This is a genomic window from uncultured Comamonas sp., from assembly GCF_964277875.1.
GTDB classification, from domain to species: domain Bacteria; phylum Pseudomonadota; class Gammaproteobacteria; order Burkholderiales; family Burkholderiaceae_C; genus Comamonas; species Comamonas sediminis.
This window is the reverse complement of record NZ_CAXYJV010000050.1, coordinates 1-16,928: the sequence shown is the minus strand read 5'-3', so window position 1 is coordinate 16,928 and position 16,928 is coordinate 1. Positions and strand designations below refer to the sequence as shown.

The following is a 16,928-nucleotide window of genomic DNA, read 5'->3' as shown; positions in this document are numbered from 1 at the left end:
GGTGCTTGGGCCTGTTCAGTCAAAGGGCTTGGCGCCCAATGTGGTGACCACGTGGTCGACAAAGCAGGTGATACGCGAGGCCAGCGCCGTGTTGCGGTAGTAGACTGCATGGATGGACTGGCGTACATCAAGCAGGTGGTCTTCGAACAAGGGCACCAGCTGACCGCTGTCGCGGTCTGCCCGCGTCATGAAATCCGACAGGCAGACCATGCCCAGACCGGCCAAGGCCATATGGCGCAGCGTTTCGCCGCTCGAAGAGGCAACCGCCGGCTGAATGCGCAGCAGTTCGCCGCCGGTGTCACGCAGTGGCCATTCATTGAGCGAATCGGGCTGGGTGAAGCCCAGCAACACATGCTGCGCCAACTGCGGGATATCGGTCGGCGTGCCGTGGCGTGCAAGGTAGGCGGGGCTGGCCAATACCCGGATGCGGCTGATCCCCACAGGACGCGCATGCATGCTTGAATCCTTGAGGGCGCCAATGCGAAAGGCGACATCGCTGCGCTTTTCGATCAGGTCCACAATGCCTTCGTGCGAGTGCAGCTCCAGCTCCACCTCGGGGTAGCGGGCGCGAAAGCTGTCCACCAGCGGCACCAGCACGTGCAGCATAAAGGGTGTGGCGGCATCCACCCGCAGGCGCCCGGCAGGCCGCACGCGCCGTGCGGCCATCAGCTCTTCGGCCTCGTCCACCGACACCAGGATCGCGCGTGCCCGCTGCAAGAAGGCGCTGCCTTCCTCGGTCAACTCCAGCCGGCGGGTGGTGCGGCGCAGCAGCGTGGTTTGCAGCTTTTCCTCCAGCCGGCCCAGGGTGCGGCTGGTGGCGGAGACGGTCTGGTCCAGCAGCTCGGAGGCGGCGGTGATCGAGCCGGTATCGACCACGGCCACAAAGGCCTGCAATTCGTCGAGCGTGGTCTTCATTGTTGCCTTGGCGTCAAAAGATTTTGGTGGCGATGGTACTTAATCTGCAAATATTAGCAGGGCACACTAGCAGCTATGAAGTCTTCCGCTGTATTGTTCGCATTGGCCATTGGCGCTTTCGCCATTGGCACCACCGAGTTTGCCCCGATGGGGCTGTTGCCTGTGATCGCCCAGGGGGTCGACGTCAGCATTCCCACCGCCGGCATGCTGGTATCGGCCTATGCCGTGGGTGTAATGCTGGGGGCACCTGTGATGACCTTGCTGTTCAGCCGCTTTGGGCGGCGTGCAGCGCTGGTCACCTTGATGCTGATTTTCACCGCCGGCAATCTGCTATCTGCATTGGCCCCTGGCTACACGACCTTGCTGCTGTCGCGGTTGGTGACCAGCCTCAACCATGGCGCTTTCTTTGGCATTGGCGCCGTCGTCGCGGCCAGTGTGGTCCCCAAGGACAAGCAGGCCAGTGCCATTGCTGCGATGTTCATGGGGCTGACGGTGGCCAATATCGGCGGCGTGCCTGCTGCCACCTGGATCGGCCAGCAAGTCGGCTGGCGGCTGGCCTTTGCCGGCACGGCCGCGCTGGGCCTGATCACCATTGCTGCGCTGTGGATGGTACTGCCCAAGGGCGAGGCCGGCACACGCCCGGACGTGCGCCGTGAACTCAAGGTGCTGACCCGCCCCGAGGTGCTGCTGGCCATGGGTACGACGGTGCTCGGTGCCGGCTCCATGTTCACGCTCTACACCTATGTGGCGCCGGTACTGACCGAGATCACCCATGCCAGCCCCGGCTTCATCGCCTTTGCGCTGGTGCTGATCGGCGTGGGCTTCACCATCGGCAACAGCCTCGGCGGCCGCCTGGCCGATTGGTCGCTCGATGGCGCTACACGCATCATCCTGCTGGCCCTGGCCCTCATCATGGTGGTGCTGCCTTGGGCGCTTGGTACGCATCTGGGCGCCGGCATGGGTCTGGTCGTGTGGGGTGCTGCCGCCTTTGGCATGGTGCCTCCGGTGCAGATGCGGGTGATGCAGGCCGCCGCAGAGGCGCCCGGCCTGGCCTCGTCCGTCAATGTGGGCGCTTTCAATCTGGGCAATGCCGTAGGCGCCGCCTTAGGGGGCGCCGTCATCAGCCAGGGGCTGGGCTATGGCGCAGTGGCCTGGGCAGGCGCGGCGCTGGCTGCCGGCGGGCTCGGTCTGGTGCTGATCCAGGGCCGCATGCGCCGTGGGCAGGCTGGCCACGCAGCAGCAGCGGGTAACCTCTAATCCCCGGCGCTGGCCCCAGGCTCCCCGTGCAGACCACAAGCTGCACGGGGAGCTTTTGCTTTTTAAAGTGGGTTCTGCCTGGCCCGGAACTGCCCAAGAAACGAAAGAGCAGGGCGGTGGGTATAGTTGATATTTCATCAAAAGAATATTGTTGATACAGGGCTTTATCTGCAAGGATGAAAAGCGCAAACTGTCCACCAATGCGATGAGGACCTGGTTGGGGCTGCCAACCACTGCAGGGCCGCCGCACATTTCTGTCCGTATTTTTCTCAAGGAGTTTTTCATGTCTATTCCTCGCTTTGGTGTTGGTACTTTCCGTCTGCAAGGGCAGGTCGTGGTCGACTCGGTGCGCAATGCACTGGAGCTGGGCTACCGCGCGGTCGACACCGCGCAAATCTATGGCAATGAAGCCGAGGTGGGCCAGGCCATCGCCGAGAGCGGCGTGGCGCGCGAAGCGCTGTTTGTCACCACCAAGATCTGGACCGACAACTACAGCCAGGCCAAGCTGGTTCCCAGCCTCAAGGACAGCCTCAAAAAGCTGCGCAGCGACTATGTGGACCTGACCCTGATCCACTGGCCCGCACCCGGCAATGGCGTCGAACTGCAAGAGTTCATGACCGCGCTGGCGGACGCCAAGGCCCAGGGCCTCACGCGCCAGATCGGTATTTCCAACTTCAACATCGATCTGACCCGCCAGGCCATCGAAGCCGTTGGAGCAGGGGAGATCGCCACCAACCAGATCGAACTCAGCCCCTACCTGCAAAGCCCCAAGCTGACGGCCTTTCTCCAGGAGCAGGGCATTGCCGTAACCTCGTACATGACCCTGGCCTATGGCAAGGTGCTGAAGGACCCGGTGTTGGCAGAGATCGCCAGCAAGCACCAGGCCACCGTCGCCCAGGTCGCCCTGGCATGGGCGCTGCAACTGGGTTACGCCGTCATCCCGTCTTCCACCAAGCGCGAGAACCTGGCCAGCAATCTGCTGGCCCAGCAACTGGCGCTGGATGCTGATGACATGGCCCGCATTGCCCAGCTGGAGCGCAATGGCCGTGAAGTGAATCCCGAGGGACTGGCTCCGATCTGGGATTGAGCGCCCGACAGCGTTAGTTAGCGAAGGCCTGCCGTTGTGCAGGCCTTTTTCATGCCAAGGAGCAGGGTGAGCCGTTAGGATGCGCGTAGAGAATATGTAAGGAAATGTATGCGCTTTCTGATGGCGCTGGGCCTGCTGCTTGCAGGCCCAGCCGGTGCCCAAGAGGTGTACCGCTGCGGCAATAGCTATAGTTCCGAGCCTGCAAAAATGCCAAAACCATTGATGTCACACCCGCAGTCAGCAACCCGGATGGACCGCTGACACGGCTGATCTACCTCTGTAAACGACCTGACAAAACCGAGCTGTGGTGGATAGACAGGCCATGTTCGCAAGAGCGATGGGACTTGGTCGAGAGCGTTAGAGGGCCCAGCAATGTGGATTGGAAGACCCAAATGGCCATCGCCCAACGAAAACGGGCGGACGATGCGCGGCTAGCCAGCCAGGCTCGTCATCACTACCATTCGGCCGAGCCTGGCAGCGGTCGTTCCAGCGAGGCGCGTTGCGAGGAATTCAAGCAATGGGTGGAATATCTGGATTCCGCCGCCAGAGCCGGCGGTACCGCACGCAAGATGGAATGGATTCGTGAAGAACGGCAACGCGCGCGGGACGAGCAATTCCGGGCCGGGTGCTGAGGTTCCTGTTACAGCCCTTGCATGCGCTGAAGGGTTTCAGACCAGCGCGCCGCTACACTGCGCGGCAGGAGGAATGGCGATGGATTGGGCAAGATTGCAGATGGAGATAGACCGACAGCTCGCCTGGATGCTTTTCTGGTCGTTGATCGCTACCGTTATCTCGTTGTGGGTCGGTTATGAGCTGCTGAAGGCAGCAATCAAGAACGGCATCAATGCCTCCAACCTGGGCGACCGCCGCAGGTCGATGCAAACAGCACAGCCACCGGTGGCGCCGGCAGGTTACCGCTGGGTGCTGGTGGAGGATGACAAGTCAGGTGTGGACATACGACCGGAGCGCTGATCGACAGACGCGGCACGGGCTAAGTGGCGATGCAAGCGTTGCAGCTAAGGTTGCCCACCATCACTTAGTTAATTGATACGATGTATATTATGTTAAGTCACATTTCTACCTAGCCTGTACCTCTCGTTGAGCAGAGAACCTCAAACCTGCCCTCTCACTTGGCAAGGCAGTCACTTTGTTGCCAAATCGAGGGTTAACCACGGCTTATCCAGCCTCTCGATGATTCGTTTTACTAAGACAATTTCCTGTCATTCGATCCAAGGAATAGTTATATGAAAAACGAAAAATCGCTGGGTGCCGTGCCGGCGCGCTACAGCATGGCCGCGCTGGCCGCCATCGTCGCGCTGACGATGACCGCTTGCGGTGGCTCCAGCCATAACGACCAGGACGATCTGGTGAGCACGGCCTGCGAGGCTGGCACATCGGATGGTTCGGTGGTCGTGGGCTCCGGTCTGCCTGGCGATCCTTCGTTCCCCGAACTGGCTTCGGGCTACCGTACCGGCAAAAAAGTGGTCGAAGGCCACAAGTACATGGTGGTGACGGCCAACCCTCTGGCATCCAAGGCCGGTTGTGAAGTGCTGAAGTCTGGCGGCTCTGCGGTGGATGCTGCGGTGGCCGTGCAGATGGTGCTGGGTCTGGTGGAGCCCCAGTCCAGCGGTATTGGCGGTGGCGCCTTCATGCTGTACTACGATGCAGCCACGAAAAAGGTGACGGCTTATGACGGCCGCGAAACCGCACCTGCGGCCGCGACGCCAGATTACCTGCGCTATATCGACAGTGGCACCCAGACCACGCCGCTGCCCAGCGCCCGTGCCAGCGGCCGCTCCATCGGCACGCCCGGCGCTGTGCGCATGCTCGACCTGGCCCACAAGGACCATGGTGCCAAGCCCTGGAAGGACCTGATCCAGCCCGGTATCGACCTGGCCACCAATGGCTTCAAGATCAGCGGCCGCATGTCCGATGCGCTGGCCGGCGCCAAGACCGCGCTGCAGGCGGATGCCGATGCGCTGGCCATTTATTTCAACGCCGACGGCTCGACCAAGGGCCTGGGTGAAACCTTCAAGAACCCTGCCTATGCCGCAACGTTGACGAAGATGGCGACTGGCGGTGCCGATGCTTTCTACACCGGATCGGTGGCGCAAGGCATTGTCGACAAGATCGCCGTGACCCAGAACGTGACCACCGGCGCACCCATCACCCCCGGCGTGACCACGATGGCCGACCTGGCGGGTTACCAGGCCAAAAAGCGTGATGCAGTCTGCACCACCTACCGCGCCAAGTACGTGATCTGCGGCATGCCACCGCCCTCGTCCGGCGGTATTGCCGTGGCGCAGGCCATGGGCGTGCTGGAGAACTTTGACCTCGCCCCCCACAAGCCCACTGCGCTGGATCTGGAAGGCGGCAAGCCGACTGCCATGGGCGTGCACCTGGTGAGCGAAGCCGAGCGCATGGCCTATGCCGACCGCGACATGTATGTGGCCGACACCGACTTCACCCCCCTGCCCGGCCCGCTGTACAGCACCTTGCTGGACAAGAGCTACCTGAAGTCGCGCGCCGCGCTGATCTCGCCCACGCAGAGCATGGGCACTGCCAGCGCCGGCCAGTTTGGCAACACCCGTCTGGGCGTGGGCAAGGTGACCGAAGCCGGCACCACGCACATGACCATCGTCGATGGCAAGGGTAATGTGGTGAGCATGACCACGACGGTGGAAGCGGGCATGGGCTCCTACCACATGACCCAGGGCTTTATCCTGAACAACCAGCTGACCGATTTCTCCGCGGCTCCGGTGTCGGCCGATGGTCTGCCGATCGCCAACAAGGTGGAAGCGGGCAAGCGCCCTCGCAGCTCGATGGCGCCTACGCTGGTGTTTGACGCCACGGCTGACGGCCAACCCGGCGCGTTCAAGATGGCCACGGGCTCGCCCGGCGGTGCCACGATCATCCAGTTCGTGACCAAAACCCTGGTCGGCGCGCTGGACTGGGGCCTGGATGCGCAGCAAGCCACCAATCTGGTGAACTTTGGCGCCTCCAACAGCCGCACCACCAACCTGGGTGGTGAGCACCCCAACATCAATGCCACCAACAGCGGTGACAACGATCCGCTGGTGCTGGCACTGCGCGCCATGGGCCACACTGTGTCGGTCAATGCGCAATCCAGCGGTGTGGGCACCGTTATCCGCACCGCCAATGCGGCTGGCGAAGCACGCCTGAGCGGTGGCGCCGATCCACGCCGTGAAGGGGTGGTGCTGGGCGATACCTACAAGGCCAAGTAAGCCTCGGCTCTCACCACCGTCAAAAAGCCGCTGCGGGTCGATGCCTGCAGCGGCTTTTTAGTGCTCAGCGCCCTGCTCGCTCTATTGCGCTACAGCATCAAGCAGCTGCCGGGACGGGCAGTTCCTGGCGCTGCAGGTGCTGGTTGATCTGCCCGATCACCGGCAGCAGGTCGGCCACGCTGTCGATCACATAATGGGCGCCGGCGCTGCGCAGCTGTTCACTGGCGGTGCTGCGTATCTCGGCTTGCTCGTCCGCGCTCAGCGCCTGCCATTCGGGCAAGGACAGGCCATTGGCATTGCCGCTGACAGCCACACCGACCGTCCAGCAACCGGCGTTCAGGCCTTCGGCAATGCCGACGCCGGTGTCGTCCACCTTGACCACGGTCGAGGCTGGCCAGATGCCCAAGTCGGCAAAGCAGCGGTACATCATCAAGGGGCTGGGGCGGCCTGCAGCCAGGTCGCCGGCGCAGACGATATTGTCAGGCGCATAACCAGCACGAGCGGCGATGGGTTCGAGCACATCCATGATCGGGCGGTTGTAGCCCGTGGTGCTGCCGATCTTGATGCCATCGAGCCGCAGCCGGTTGACCACCTCCAGCGCACCGGGGATGAAGCCGGCAAAGTCACCCACTACGCGGGCGTTCATCGGCGTGAACACCTCGTAGAGATGGTCGATATCACTGTTGGCGACCGGCTTGCCATAGCGTTTTTCCCACTGCGCTGCCACCTCGGGCAGTTGGCAGAGCGCTGCAATATGGTCCCATTTGGCCGAACCCATGGGGCCCCGGGCCTGGGCAATGCTGATCTCGATCCCGAAATCCCTGAACAGCTGCACAAAGGCGCCCATCGGGGCGCGTGAGCCAAAGTCGACAATCGTGCCGGCCCAGTCAAAAACAACGGCTTGTACGCGTTGGGGGTTGTGAAAGTTCGTCATGGTGTCCTCCGCTCCCATGGCACGGCCGTTGGTCAGGCGCATGGGGGTATGTCTATATAGAAGATGGGGTGGCTCAGGAATGCGTGCCTGCCTTTACCAATGGGCAAAGGTGTCATGGGCCACGCCAAAACCGGTGCTGGCCCCCGTGCCGCTGGTGACGATCGCCACGCGGGTGGCAGCGTCCGGCGCCTCGATAAAGCAGTCCGTCTGCGGGGCCGATGGGTAGATGCCGACCCAGCGCTCGGTCACGCGGTAATCGCCGATGTTCAAGGCCTCGCGCATGTGGCGCAGCATCAGCGCATCGACATCGTCCTGCGCAAAGGGCTTGACGGAGGCGCCATAGTGGTGCGAATCGCCCACCACCAGGCTGCCGTCTGCGCTCTGTACGACGATCAGGTGGATGCCTTGGGCAAGGCTCTCGCCCTCTTCCTGCTGCAGTTGCTCCAGCAACGCGCGCGCCTCAGGCAATTTGCTGTAGCCGTGGTAGCGCACCAGGCTCAGGTCCCCCATCACCGATGCGTTCAGGCGCAGATTGGCAGCTGGCTGTACGCGCAGCATCTGCAGCTGGCACAGCTGCACCTGGTGCTTGGCAAACAGCGCGCTGTAAAGGCCATGGATATCCGAATTGGTGCAGACCACCACACGCTCGGCATGCAGCTGCCCCTTGGCCGTGACCACCTTGGGCGTGGCGACTTCCAACACCGCCTCGCCAAAGCGGAATGTCACCTGCATCTGCTCGGCCAACCATTGGGTCAGCTGGGCAATCGCGTCGCGTGATTCCACCCGCAGGTCAATGGGGCTGTGCAACACGGCCTTGGCCTGATCCAGTCGCAGCTCGGGCGCATGGCGGGCGGCCTCTTCGGCTGTCCACAGCGCGCAGTTCACGCTCTGGGCCATCTCGGTCTGCATAAAGGCCTGCAGCACATCCAGTGCCTTGTCGCGCGTGGCCACCAGGTTCAGGCCCTGGTGCTGCACCGTAATTCCGGCCTTCGGCGCAAGCTGGGCCCAGACGTCACGCGCATGGCGGGCGCGTCGCCAGGTGTCCCCTGCCCCCTGGCCGGTCACCGTCACAAAGCCGAAATTGCGGATCGAGGCGCTCACGCAGGCGGCATCCCGGTCTACCACGCAGACCTTGAGGCCCCGGCGCGCCGCTTCATAGGCATGGGCCAGGCCGACAATGCCAGCGCCCACCACGATCACATCAAAACTTGTGCTTCCTACCGTCATTCCTGTCTTTCCTGGTTCTCAAATCATCTTGTCCATCATCGCGATCAACGCTGCCGCCATGCCTGTGTGCGCTTGTTCAACCACCAGCCGAGCGCCTGGTAGAGCACGGTCACCACGCAGCTGATTGCGGCGATCATCACGGCCATCGCAGCGGCGGCGGCCATGTCGCCCGCTTCATCCAGGTTCAGGATGGCAACGGCGCCCAGGCGGGTCTCCGGCGAGTAGAGGAAGACGACGGCCGAGATCGTGGTCATCGCAGCCACAAAGAAGTAGCGCGACACCTCCAGCAGGGCCGGCAGGCACATCGGCAGGGTCACCTTCCACAGGGTGCGGTAGAAAGGCACCTTGAGCGATGCGCTGACCGATTCAAACTCGCCGTCAATGGACTTGAGCGCCGTCACCAGGGTCATATGGCCAGTGGTGTAGTAGTGCATCACCGTGCACAGCACCATCAGCGGCATGGTCTGGTACAGAAAGTTCAGCGGGTTGCCCGGGGCGTTGAAAAAGAAGATGTAGCCCAGGCCCAGCACCAGGCCGGGCACGGCCATTGGCAGCATGGCCAGCATGCGCAGCACGGGGCGCAGCGCGGGCATGCCCCTGGTTTTTTCCAGCAGGTAGGCGCCCATGAAGACCACGATGGGCCCCGCTACGGCGGCGCTGGCGGCCATGGTCAGGCTGTTGAACACGGCGGTGTCCACGCCGGCATCGACCAGGCCGCTGGTGTAGTGGCTCAAGGTCAGGCCCAACTGGTAGGGCCAGAACTGGACCAGCGAGGCAAAGATGGCCATGCCAAACATGGCCAGCATCAATGCAGCCAGCGCCCAGCACAGCAGGCTGCAAAAGCGGTCGGTCGCGGCATGGCGGCTCGGCTGCAGTACTACGGCGCGCGCGGTCAACACAGCGGTCTGCTTTTTCTGCACATGGCGGTCAATCGCATAGGTGATGACCGCGGGCAGCAACAGCAGCAAGGCCACGACGGCGCCGCGCTGGAAATCCTGCTGGCCGATCACCAGCTTGAACACATCGGTGGCAAGCATGTTGAAATTGCCGCCGATCACCTTGGGGATGCCGAAATCCGTGATCACCAAGGTAAACACCACCAGGGCTGCCGAGACCACGCCATAGCGCGCTGCCGGCAAGGTGACGGTCAGGAACTGGCGCGTGCGGCTGGCCCCGAGCGCAGTGGCGGCCTCATACAGGCGCTGGTCACCCAGCGCAAGCGCGGTGATCAGGATCATCAGCGCATGCGGAAAGGTGGCAAAGCACTGGGCCAGCACAATGCCGGGCGCGCCGTAGATGGTGTCAAAACCCAGGCCAGTGAGCACGGACTTGAGCACGCCCTGGTTGCCAAACCAGTAGATCAGCGAGATGGCCGACAGCAGCGAGGGTGCCAGTAAAGGCAGCAGGCTGATGCTGCGCAGCAAGCCCTTGGCGCGGATGCCCGAGCGCGTGATGGCATAGGCAAAGCCAAAGGCCAGCGGGATGACCACGGCGGTGACCACCAGCGAAACCCAGAGGCTGTTCCAGAGGCTGCCCAGCAGCGCGGGCGACTGGAAATAGCGGACAAAGCGCATGAAGGCCGAGCCCTCTTCGCCCGAGGTGGGCGCAAAGGCCTGGCCCAGCAAGGCAGCCAGTGGTGCCAGCAGCCCCATCAACAGCAGCGCCGTGATGGCAACCAGCGCCAATTGCGCGATACAGTCAGTGGGCGCTGCGCGCAGGCCGGTGTGGCGAGAAAGCGCTGCGGGCGCTGAAACGGATGAGGTCATAGTGTGGTCGTAAAGCCCCATGGCCTGGGGCATGGCCGCGAGCGGCCCCGGCCCCGGCGCTTGCCAGGGCAGTGGTCGGGCTCAGGCGGCCTGGGCAAAAATCTTCAACTGTTGCGCGTGGATGGAGAACTGCAACCAGCGGCCCGGCTGGATATCGAGCTGCAGGCACTGCGCAGGGCTCAGCTGCAGCTGTACATGGCGCTCGGGCAGGCGCTGCACATCCACATGGACGATGCAGACGGCTCCCAGAAACTCCAGCTGCTCCACCACACCGGTCAGCACCGGCGAGCCATTGGGCGCGGGCGCGCTGCCAATGGGCGGCATGGCGGTGCAGTCATGCACGCTGCAGTCTTCTGGCCGCATGTAGACATGCAGGCTTTGACCGGGGCTCAGGCGCGGCGCCTGCGGGCAGTACAGCTTGTGGCCCGCCAGCGTGATGCCGCCATTGCCGGCGGCCAGCGCCTGCAGCTTGTTGGCCTTGCCGATGAATTCCGCCACAAACGGTGTGGCCGGGCGTTGGTAGATATCGCGCGGCGTGCCCACCTGCTCGACCACGCCGTGGTTCATCACCACCACGCGATCGGCCATGGCCATCGCCTCTTCCTGGTCATGCGTGACCATGATGGTGGTGACATACAGGCGCTGCTGCAGCGCACGAATCTCGTTGCGCAGGTGAACGCGCACGGTCGCATCCAGGGCCGACAGCGGCTCATCGAGCAGCAGCAGCCCGGGCGACATGGCCAGCGCACGAGCCAAAGCCACGCGCTGCTGTTGGCCACCCGACAACTGGGCCGGGTACTTGCCGCCACTGACCGACAGACCGACGGTATCCAGCAGGCTTTGCACCTTCTGGGCCACCAGGGCCTTGGGTTGGCGCTGGCTGACCAGGCCATAGGAGACGTTGTCGGCCACCGTCAGATTGGGAAACAGCGCATACGACTGAAAGACGATCCCGTAGTCCCGCTGCGAGGCGGGCAAGGCCGAGATGTTCTTGCCGTCCTGCCAGATCTCACCGCTGGTCTGGGCCTCCAGCCCGGCTATCGCGCGCAGCAAGGTGGTCTTGCCGCAGCCCGAGGGCCCCAGAAAACACACCAGCTCGCCACGGCGAATCTGCAGGTGGATCGACCGCAACGCGGTAAAGCTGCCGTAGGACTTGTGCAGATGGCGGATCTCCAAAAAGGGCGCGCCGCCCTCTTCGTCGCCCTTGCGCAAGCCCGGCTCGGCGGACTCGAATGCATAGGAGGTATCGCGCAGGGATGCGGCCTGTGCGGCCTGTGCGGCCTGTGCGGCCTGCGCCGCCTGGCCCTGCGCTGCTGGCAAACGCGCTGTCTCCCTGTCACTCACTTCTTGGCCTCGCTCTTGGCGTCGTAACGCTTGGTCCATTCGGCCAGCACGCGCTCGCGGCTGTCAGCCATCTTGGAGAAGTCCAGCGGAATCAGGCGCGACTCGTAGTCGGCAGGGATATTGGCTAGCTTGGGGGCCACACCGGGCATGGCGGTGACGGCAAAGTTCTTGCCGTACAGCTCCATGGCTTCCTTGCTCACGGCCCAGTCCACCAGTTTTTGTGCGGCGTCGGCGTGCTTGGTGCCCTTGTAGATGCTGATGCCTTCCAGATCCCAGCCCAGGCCTTCCTTGGGGAACACCAGCTCGATTGGTGCGCCCTTGGCCTTGTTGGCGTGTGCGCGGTACTCGAACGAGATGCCGGCAACGTATTCGCCTTGGGCAGCCATGTTGCAGGGCTTGGAGCCCGAGTGGGTGTACTGTGCAATGTTCTCGTGCAGCGCATCCATGTACTTCCAGCCGCCGCCGTTGCCGTTGTCATCGCCAAAAAGCTGCAGCCAGGCGGCTACGTCAAAGTAGCCGGTACCGCTGGATGCAGGGTTGGGCATGACCACCTGGCCCTTGAACTCGGGCTTGGTCAGGTCTTGCCAGCTGGTGGGCATGGGGATGTTGCGCTTCTTCGCTTCCACCGTGTTGAAGCAGATGGTGGCGCCGAACACATCCATACCGACCCAGTGGGGTGGGTTCTTGCTGTCGCGGTACTTGGCGGTGATCGCCTCCAGGCCCTTGGGCGCGTAGGCCTGGAGCATGTCGTTCTTGTCGAAGATGGCCAGGCTCGATGCGGCTACGCCCATGATCACGTCAGCCTTGGGGTTGGCTTTTTCTGCCAGCAGCTTGGCGGTGATGACGCCGGTGGAATCACGCACCCATTTCAGCGCGATATCGGGGTGGTTCTTGTTGAAGGCCGTCTCGTAGGCCTTGAGCTGGTCCATCTCTAACGCCGTGTAGACCGTCAGTTCCGTTTTCTGGGCATGCACCAGGCCTGCGGCCACCATGGCGGCGGCCGCAGCCACCAGCTTCTTCCAATGCGTCATTGCTTACTCTCTCACCGGGTTAATGGGATCGGGAGAGTATCTGAACCCTTTATGACAACGGCATGGCAGTCAGGCGAAGCTTGGATGACACATGCCAGCCTCTCTGGGTCACCGATTCCGGCTGTATCGCAGGCGCTACAGCGAACGGGTTTCGTGCAACGGCAGACCTTCATCACTTGGCGCTGCGGCATCGCTGGTTCGATGCCCGGTTCACTGAAGCAGGATTGACCGCGCCCTTATGCTGTCGGCATGTCATCAGCTACCTGGATCGCCTATATCGACGGCAGCGCCCTGCCCAACCCCGGGCGCATGCGCATCGGCGGCATTGCCTATGGACCCGATGGGGCCAGCCATTCCTTTAGCCAGGCGCTGGGCCACAGCGGCTGCAACAACGAGGCCGAGGCCGTAGCGGCGATCCATGCCCTCACCTGGCTGCAAGGCATGGGCGCACGCGAAGTATTGCTGCATACCGACAGCAGCATTCTGGCCGCGCAAATGGCAGAACCCGCCGCCAAACCGATTGCCCGCCTGGCGGCACTATATGAACAGGCCCGCGCGCTGCGTGCCGGCTTTGCGCAACTGGAGGTGCGCTGGGTGCCGCGCCACAAAAATACCATTGCCGATGCCCTGGCGCGGGGTGATGCGGTGCCGGGCGCAGATGCGGTGGACGCATCGCCGCTAGCCAGCACGGCTTGATCAAGCCTGCGGCTGCCCGCGCAGCGCAGACTCACTAGTTCTTGCCCCGCAGGCGCGAACCGGGCAGCTTGCGCAAAGGCCGCGCCGCAGGTTGCGCGCTGCGCATTGGGCGGCGGCTGCTGCCTGCCGCAAGCTCGGCAGCGGCGCTAGTATCCCCTCCCCTGCCCGCGCTTTGGGCCCATTCCAGCTTGAACTGGGCCAATTCGCTCTCATGCCGCTGGGCCTGTAGCGCCAGTGCCTGCGCATGCGCCGCTTCTGCGGTCTGCAGGCGGTGCTGCAGCTGCTGCGCCTCGGTTTGTGCCTGCTGCAGCAGTCCGGCTTGCTGCTCGCGTTGCTCCTGCAGCGCTTGCTTGTCCTGCTGCCATTGGGCTTCCAGCTTGGCCAGCTTTTCCTGCTCGGCGCGCTGGGCAGCCATGGCCTGCTTGGTGTCCTGGCGCGCACGGTCCAGGTCTTGCAACACCCGGTGCTGCTGCAGCTGGGCGCTGTGCTGCAGCTCGCGCAGTTGCTCGGCATGGGCCAGGTCGGCCTCATCGCGGGCCTTGCGGTTGGCAAACAGCTCCTGCTCCAGTGCCTGAAGGCGCTGCTGCTGGGTAGCGGCAAACTGGTCTTTATGCCGGCCAGCCTGCTCCAAGTCAGCCAAGCGTCCGCTTTGCATCTTGATCTGGGCATGGGCCACTGCCAGCGCTTGCTCGGTAGTAGCACGCTGCTGGGCCATCAGGGCGCGCTCTTGCTCCAGCGCTTGCTGGGCGTCTTCCAAGGCTTGCCGCTGCGTCTGCAAATCCTCGCGCACGGGCTCCAGCAGTGTATCGGCCGCTTGCGCTGCCTGCACTTGCACCTGTTCCCAAACTTGCTGCAGCGCCTGTACCAGCAAGGGCGGCAAACCGTTGCCAGCGGCGCTATTGGCGTCGCCAGCCAGGGCGTTGCTCCCTCCTCCCGCTCCCAGGCGAGGGCCCAAGGTGGCAAACCAGGCCTCCAGCATGGGGCTTACCGTATTGGGCGAGCCTCGGCCAATCTTCTGGCGCACCCGCTCAATCGTGGGCCTTTTGCCCTCCAGAAGCAGCGCATCGGCCGCTTGCCAGACATCTTCTTTTTGCACGCTGCGCGTGGCACGCGAAATTTCCATTTATTGAACCCTTTTCCGATTACTATCGATAAGAGATTGTTATCGCAAGTAATCTGCTTGTTGTATGTAATATATCATACATGGCATGTAATATTTAATAAATATGAAGTCTTACATTCCACTTTCGGCCCCTCTGGATCCGGATTTGCTGCCTGCAGCGTCTCCAGGCACCGCCCCGTTGCAACCGGAGCTGTTGTCGGCGTCGGCCGAGGATGCGCTGCGTGCACTGCGGCTCGAGGCCGCGTCTGAAAACACCACTAGCAGCTACCAAAGCGCGCTGCGCTACTGGGCCGCCTGGTACTGGTTGCGCTATGGCCAGGCCATCGCGCTGCCCTTGCCGGCCAATGTGGTGCTGCAATTTGTGGCGGACCATGGCGAGCACCTGACGGCGCAAGGCGCGCAGTCCGGCCTGCCGCCCGCGCTGGATGCGCAGCTGGTGCAGCAAGGCTTCAAGGGAAGGCTGGGTTCATTGGCGCATTCGACCCTGGTGCACCGGATTGCCGTGCTCTCCAAGGCGCACAGCCACCAGGCCCTGCCCAACCCCTGCCACAGCACAGAGGTGCGCGAGGCGATGTCGCACCTGCGCAAGGCCTATGCGCGCCGGGGCATGCTGGAGCAAAAAAAGGCCGCCCTCACCCGCCCCTTGCTGGAGCAGCTGTTGGCCACCTGCGATGACAGCTTGAAAGGCCGGCGCGACCGCGCCTTGCTGCTCTTTGCCTGGGCCAGCGGTGGGCGCCGGAGATCCGAGGTGGCAGATGCGCGCATGGAGTGGCTGCAAACCATGGGCCCGGGCCAGTACCTCTACGACCTGCGCCTGTCCAAAACCAACCAGAGCGGTTCAGCCCGGCCGGAAAACTTCAAGCCCGTGGTGGGTGTGGCCGGTGCGGCGCTGGCCCAGTGGCTGGAGGTCTCGGGCATCCGCGAGGGCGCGATATTTCGGCGTGTGTTCAAGAACGGCCAGGTGGGCGATGCCGCTTTGAGCGCGCTGTCGGTCAACAACATCGTCAAGGAGCGCTGTGCGCTGGCGGGGATCGAGGGGGATTTTTCTGCGCACTCGCTGCGCTCGGGCTTTGTGACCGAGGCCGGCCGGCAGAACATGGCCTTGGCCGACACGATGGCGATGACCGGCCACCAGAGTGCGGCGACGGTGCTGGGTTATTTCCGCGCCGAGGCACCGCTGTCGAACAAGGCTGCGCGCCTGCTGGACGAACCGCAGGGGGACTGAGTCCGCTGCCCGGCGCTGACCCAGATCAGTCCAGCGCCGTAGGCAGCAGCAATACCAGCAGCATCAGCCCACCCATCAGTACCAGCTGGTGCAGCATGTAGTAAGACAGGCTGTGGCGGCCCAGCCAGGCGAGGCTGCGACACAGCGCGTTTTGCGCAGGCCGGGCCAAATAGCCAGGCAGCCAGGCGCCTGACTTGGCGATTTGGTGGCGGCCGATCTGAAAGCCCAGCAGCATGATGCCCAACCAAGGCAGGAGCGGCACAAAATCCTCCGTGGCAGGCTTGCGCGTTACCAGACCCAAGGGGCTGAAGGCCTTGGCGTTGAGGAGTTCTACCAACGACGCGGGCAAGCCGCTCGCAACATATTGGTAGAGGCCTGGCGCGAGCAGGCAAAGCACCGCTAGGGAAAACAGCAGGCGGTTACTCCAGCCCTGCATCAGCCGCAATAGCAGCAGCATCACCGCCATGCCATGCAGCACGCCAAAATAGATGTAGCTGTTGGGAAACACCAGGTAGGAGCCCGCACTGACCAGCAGCGCGCATCCTGCGACCTGCAGCCAGCGCCGGCAAAACCGCGCAGCACTGGTTTGCTTGCTGTGGGCAGCCGCTTGCGCCAAACCAGCGCACAGCAGGAACAGGCTGACGATGGCGGTGCGCTGCCAGGTCCAGACAGGGTTGCGGTAGAAATCCTGGCGCCACAGCTGCAGGTAGCTCAGATCAAAGCAGAAGTGGAAGGCCGTCATCCAGACCATCGCCAGCCCCCGCAATGCATCCAGGCGGTCCCAGCGATCGCGCGGCGCGCGGGGCTCTGAATGGGCGTAGGTGACAGGGTGAAACTGGGTGGGCATAGATCAAACACGGAGGCTGCGCTATCGTGCCACATCTGTACCGTGGCCGCTGCCCAGCGTTGTTGCCAAGCAGCAATCCTGGGGCCTGTCTTCACGGCGCCGGATATGAAAAAGCCTGTCGCACTCACATGCGACAGGCTTTTAAATAATGGTCGGAGCGGTGGGATTCGAACTCACGACCCTCTGCTCCCAAAGCAGATGCGCTACCAGGCTGCGCTACGCTCCGACTAA

At 63.3% G+C, this 16,928-nt stretch carries 15 protein-coding genes and 1 tRNA gene; 7 read left to right on the top strand and 9 right to left on the bottom strand.

Features of this window, described 5'->3' with window-relative positions:
- Positions 1-15 precede the first annotated feature (15 nt).
- Positions 16-915, bottom strand: coding sequence for a LysR substrate-binding domain-containing protein (locus ACHWUQ_RS21035; RefSeq protein ID WP_394682359.1), 900 nt, complete (start codon positions 913-915; stop codon positions 16-18).
- Between the two features lie 75 nt (positions 916-990).
- On the opposite strand from ACHWUQ_RS21035, the gene ACHWUQ_RS21030 reads away from it, so the two are divergent.
- From ACHWUQ_RS21030 to ggt, 5 genes are all read left to right on the top strand, one after another.
- Positions 991-2,172 (top strand): MFS transporter, encoded by a 1,182-nt coding sequence (locus ACHWUQ_RS21030; protein WP_239812038.1) that lies wholly within the window; start codon positions 991-993, stop codon positions 2,170-2,172.
- Between the two features lie 283 nt (positions 2,173-2,455).
- Positions 2,456-3,259 carry a 2,5-didehydrogluconate reductase DkgB gene (gene dkgB, locus ACHWUQ_RS21025; protein ID WP_394682358.1) on the top strand — a complete coding sequence of 268 codons (804 nt, stop codon included), beginning with the start codon at positions 2,456-2,458 and terminating at the stop codon, positions 3,257-3,259.
- A 392-nt stretch (positions 3,260-3,651) separates the two neighbouring features.
- Entirely contained in the window at positions 3,652-3,891 is a 240-nt protein-coding gene (locus ACHWUQ_RS21020; protein ID WP_394682357.1) for a hypothetical protein, read from the top strand.
- Positions 3,892-3,970: 79 nt separating this feature from the next.
- Positions 3,971-4,231: a hypothetical protein gene (locus tag ACHWUQ_RS21015; RefSeq protein ID WP_394682356.1), complete on the top strand. Its 261-nt coding sequence runs from the start codon at positions 3,971-3,973 to the stop codon at positions 4,229-4,231.
- 272 nt (positions 4,232-4,503) lie between these two features.
- Positions 4,504-6,504: a gamma-glutamyltransferase gene (ggt, locus tag ACHWUQ_RS21010; protein ID WP_312463093.1), complete on the top strand. Its 2,001-nt coding sequence runs from the start codon at positions 4,504-4,506 to the stop codon at positions 6,502-6,504.
- A 97-nt stretch (positions 6,505-6,601) separates the two neighbouring features.
- Here ggt and phnX read toward each other — a convergent pair whose 3' ends face one another.
- The 5 genes from phnX to ACHWUQ_RS20985 all read right to left on the bottom strand — a co-directional run bounded on the left by phnX (position 6,602) and on the right by ACHWUQ_RS20985 (position 12,806).
- Positions 6,602-7,438 carry a phosphonoacetaldehyde hydrolase gene (phnX, locus tag ACHWUQ_RS21005; RefSeq protein WP_239812009.1) on the bottom strand — a complete coding sequence of 279 codons (837 nt, stop codon included), beginning with the start codon at positions 7,436-7,438 and terminating at the stop codon, positions 6,602-6,604.
- A gap of 93 nt (positions 7,439-7,531) precedes the next feature.
- Positions 7,532-8,665, bottom strand: a complete 1,134-nt coding sequence (locus tag ACHWUQ_RS21000) for a TIGR03364 family FAD-dependent oxidoreductase (protein WP_394682355.1) — start codon at positions 8,663-8,665, stop codon at positions 7,532-7,534.
- Positions 8,666-8,709: 44 nt separating this feature from the next.
- On the bottom strand, positions 8,710-10,431 hold the full coding sequence (locus ACHWUQ_RS20995) for a putative 2-aminoethylphosphonate ABC transporter permease subunit (RefSeq protein WP_394682354.1): 1,722 nt from the start codon (positions 10,429-10,431) through the stop codon (positions 8,710-8,712).
- A gap of 81 nt (positions 10,432-10,512) precedes the next feature.
- On the bottom strand, positions 10,513-11,643 hold the full coding sequence (locus tag ACHWUQ_RS20990) for a putative 2-aminoethylphosphonate ABC transporter ATP-binding protein (RefSeq protein ID WP_394682544.1): 1,131 nt from the start codon (positions 11,641-11,643) through the stop codon (positions 10,513-10,515).
- 128 nt (positions 11,644-11,771) lie between these two features.
- On the bottom strand, positions 11,772-12,806 hold the full coding sequence (locus ACHWUQ_RS20985; protein WP_239812006.1) for a putative 2-aminoethylphosphonate ABC transporter substrate-binding protein: 1,035 nt from the start codon (positions 12,804-12,806) through the stop codon (positions 11,772-11,774).
- A 249-nt stretch (positions 12,807-13,055) separates the two neighbouring features.
- Here ACHWUQ_RS20985 and ACHWUQ_RS20980 point away from each other — a divergent pair, with 249 nt between their 5' ends.
- Positions 13,056-13,502, top strand: coding sequence for a ribonuclease HI family protein (locus tag ACHWUQ_RS20980; RefSeq protein WP_394682353.1), 447 nt, complete (start codon positions 13,056-13,058; stop codon positions 13,500-13,502).
- A gap of 34 nt (positions 13,503-13,536) precedes the next feature.
- Here ACHWUQ_RS20980 and ACHWUQ_RS20975 read toward each other — a convergent pair whose 3' ends face one another.
- A complete protein-coding gene (locus tag ACHWUQ_RS20975; RefSeq protein WP_394682352.1) occupies positions 13,537-14,625 on the bottom strand; it encodes a DNA-binding protein in 1,089 nt (362 codons plus the stop codon).
- Positions 14,626-14,728: 103 nt separating this feature from the next.
- Here ACHWUQ_RS20975 and ACHWUQ_RS20970 point away from each other — a divergent pair, with 103 nt between their 5' ends.
- A complete protein-coding gene (locus ACHWUQ_RS20970) occupies positions 14,729-15,850 on the top strand; it encodes a site-specific integrase (RefSeq protein WP_394682351.1) in 1,122 nt (373 codons plus the stop codon).
- 25 nt (positions 15,851-15,875) lie between these two features.
- On the opposite strand, the gene ACHWUQ_RS20965 is transcribed toward ACHWUQ_RS20970, so the two are convergent.
- Together ACHWUQ_RS20965 and ACHWUQ_RS20960 are read right to left on the bottom strand one after the other, a co-directional pair.
- The gene (locus ACHWUQ_RS20965) at positions 15,876-16,697 is read right to left on the bottom strand and encodes a heparan-alpha-glucosaminide N-acetyltransferase (protein ID WP_394682350.1); all 822 of its coding nucleotides are present in this window, start codon (positions 16,695-16,697) and stop codon (positions 15,876-15,878) included.
- 149 nt (positions 16,698-16,846) lie between these two features.
- Positions 16,847-16,923: transfer RNA gene (locus ACHWUQ_RS20960), tRNA-Pro, on the bottom strand.
- Between the last annotated feature and the right edge of the window lie 5 nt (positions 16,924-16,928).

What these genes read in the sequence shown, in the direction of transcription:
- ACHWUQ_RS21000 (WP_394682355.1), bottom strand. Translation starts at nt 8,665, where the DNA reads ATGACGGTAGGAAGCACAAGTTTTGATGTGATCGTGGTGGGCGCTGGC.
- ACHWUQ_RS21035 (WP_394682359.1), bottom strand. Translation starts at nt 915, where the DNA reads ATGAAGACCACGCTCGACGAATTGCAGGCCTTTGTGGCCGTGGTCGAT.
- ACHWUQ_RS21020 (WP_394682357.1), top strand. Translation starts at nt 3,652, where the DNA reads ATGGCCATCGCCCAACGAAAACGGGCGGACGATGCGCGGCTAGCCAGC.
- ACHWUQ_RS20965 (WP_394682350.1), bottom strand. Translation starts at nt 16,697, where the DNA reads ATGCCCACCCAGTTTCACCCTGTCACCTACGCCCATTCAGAGCCCCGC.
- ACHWUQ_RS20995 (WP_394682354.1), bottom strand. Translation starts at nt 10,431, where the DNA reads ATGACCTCATCCGTTTCAGCGCCCGCAGCGCTTTCTCGCCACACCGGC.
- ACHWUQ_RS20970 (WP_394682351.1), top strand. Translation starts at nt 14,729, where the DNA reads ATGAAGTCTTACATTCCACTTTCGGCCCCTCTGGATCCGGATTTGCTG.
- ACHWUQ_RS20985 (WP_239812006.1), bottom strand. Translation starts at nt 12,806, where the DNA reads ATGACGCATTGGAAGAAGCTGGTGGCTGCGGCCGCCGCCATGGTGGCC.
- ACHWUQ_RS21015 (WP_394682356.1), top strand. Translation starts at nt 3,971, where the DNA reads ATGGATTGGGCAAGATTGCAGATGGAGATAGACCGACAGCTCGCCTGG.
- ggt (WP_312463093.1), top strand. Translation starts at nt 4,504, where the DNA reads ATGAAAAACGAAAAATCGCTGGGTGCCGTGCCGGCGCGCTACAGCATG.
- ACHWUQ_RS20975 (WP_394682352.1), bottom strand. Translation starts at nt 14,625, where the DNA reads ATGGAAATTTCGCGTGCCACGCGCAGCGTGCAAAAAGAAGATGTCTGG.
- ACHWUQ_RS20980 (WP_394682353.1), top strand. Translation starts at nt 13,056, where the DNA reads ATGTCATCAGCTACCTGGATCGCCTATATCGACGGCAGCGCCCTGCCC.
- dkgB (WP_394682358.1), top strand. Translation starts at nt 2,456, where the DNA reads ATGTCTATTCCTCGCTTTGGTGTTGGTACTTTCCGTCTGCAAGGGCAG.
- phnX (WP_239812009.1), bottom strand. Translation starts at nt 7,438, where the DNA reads ATGACGAACTTTCACAACCCCCAACGCGTACAAGCCGTTGTTTTTGAC.
- ACHWUQ_RS21030 (WP_239812038.1), top strand. Translation starts at nt 991, where the DNA reads ATGAAGTCTTCCGCTGTATTGTTCGCATTGGCCATTGGCGCTTTCGCC.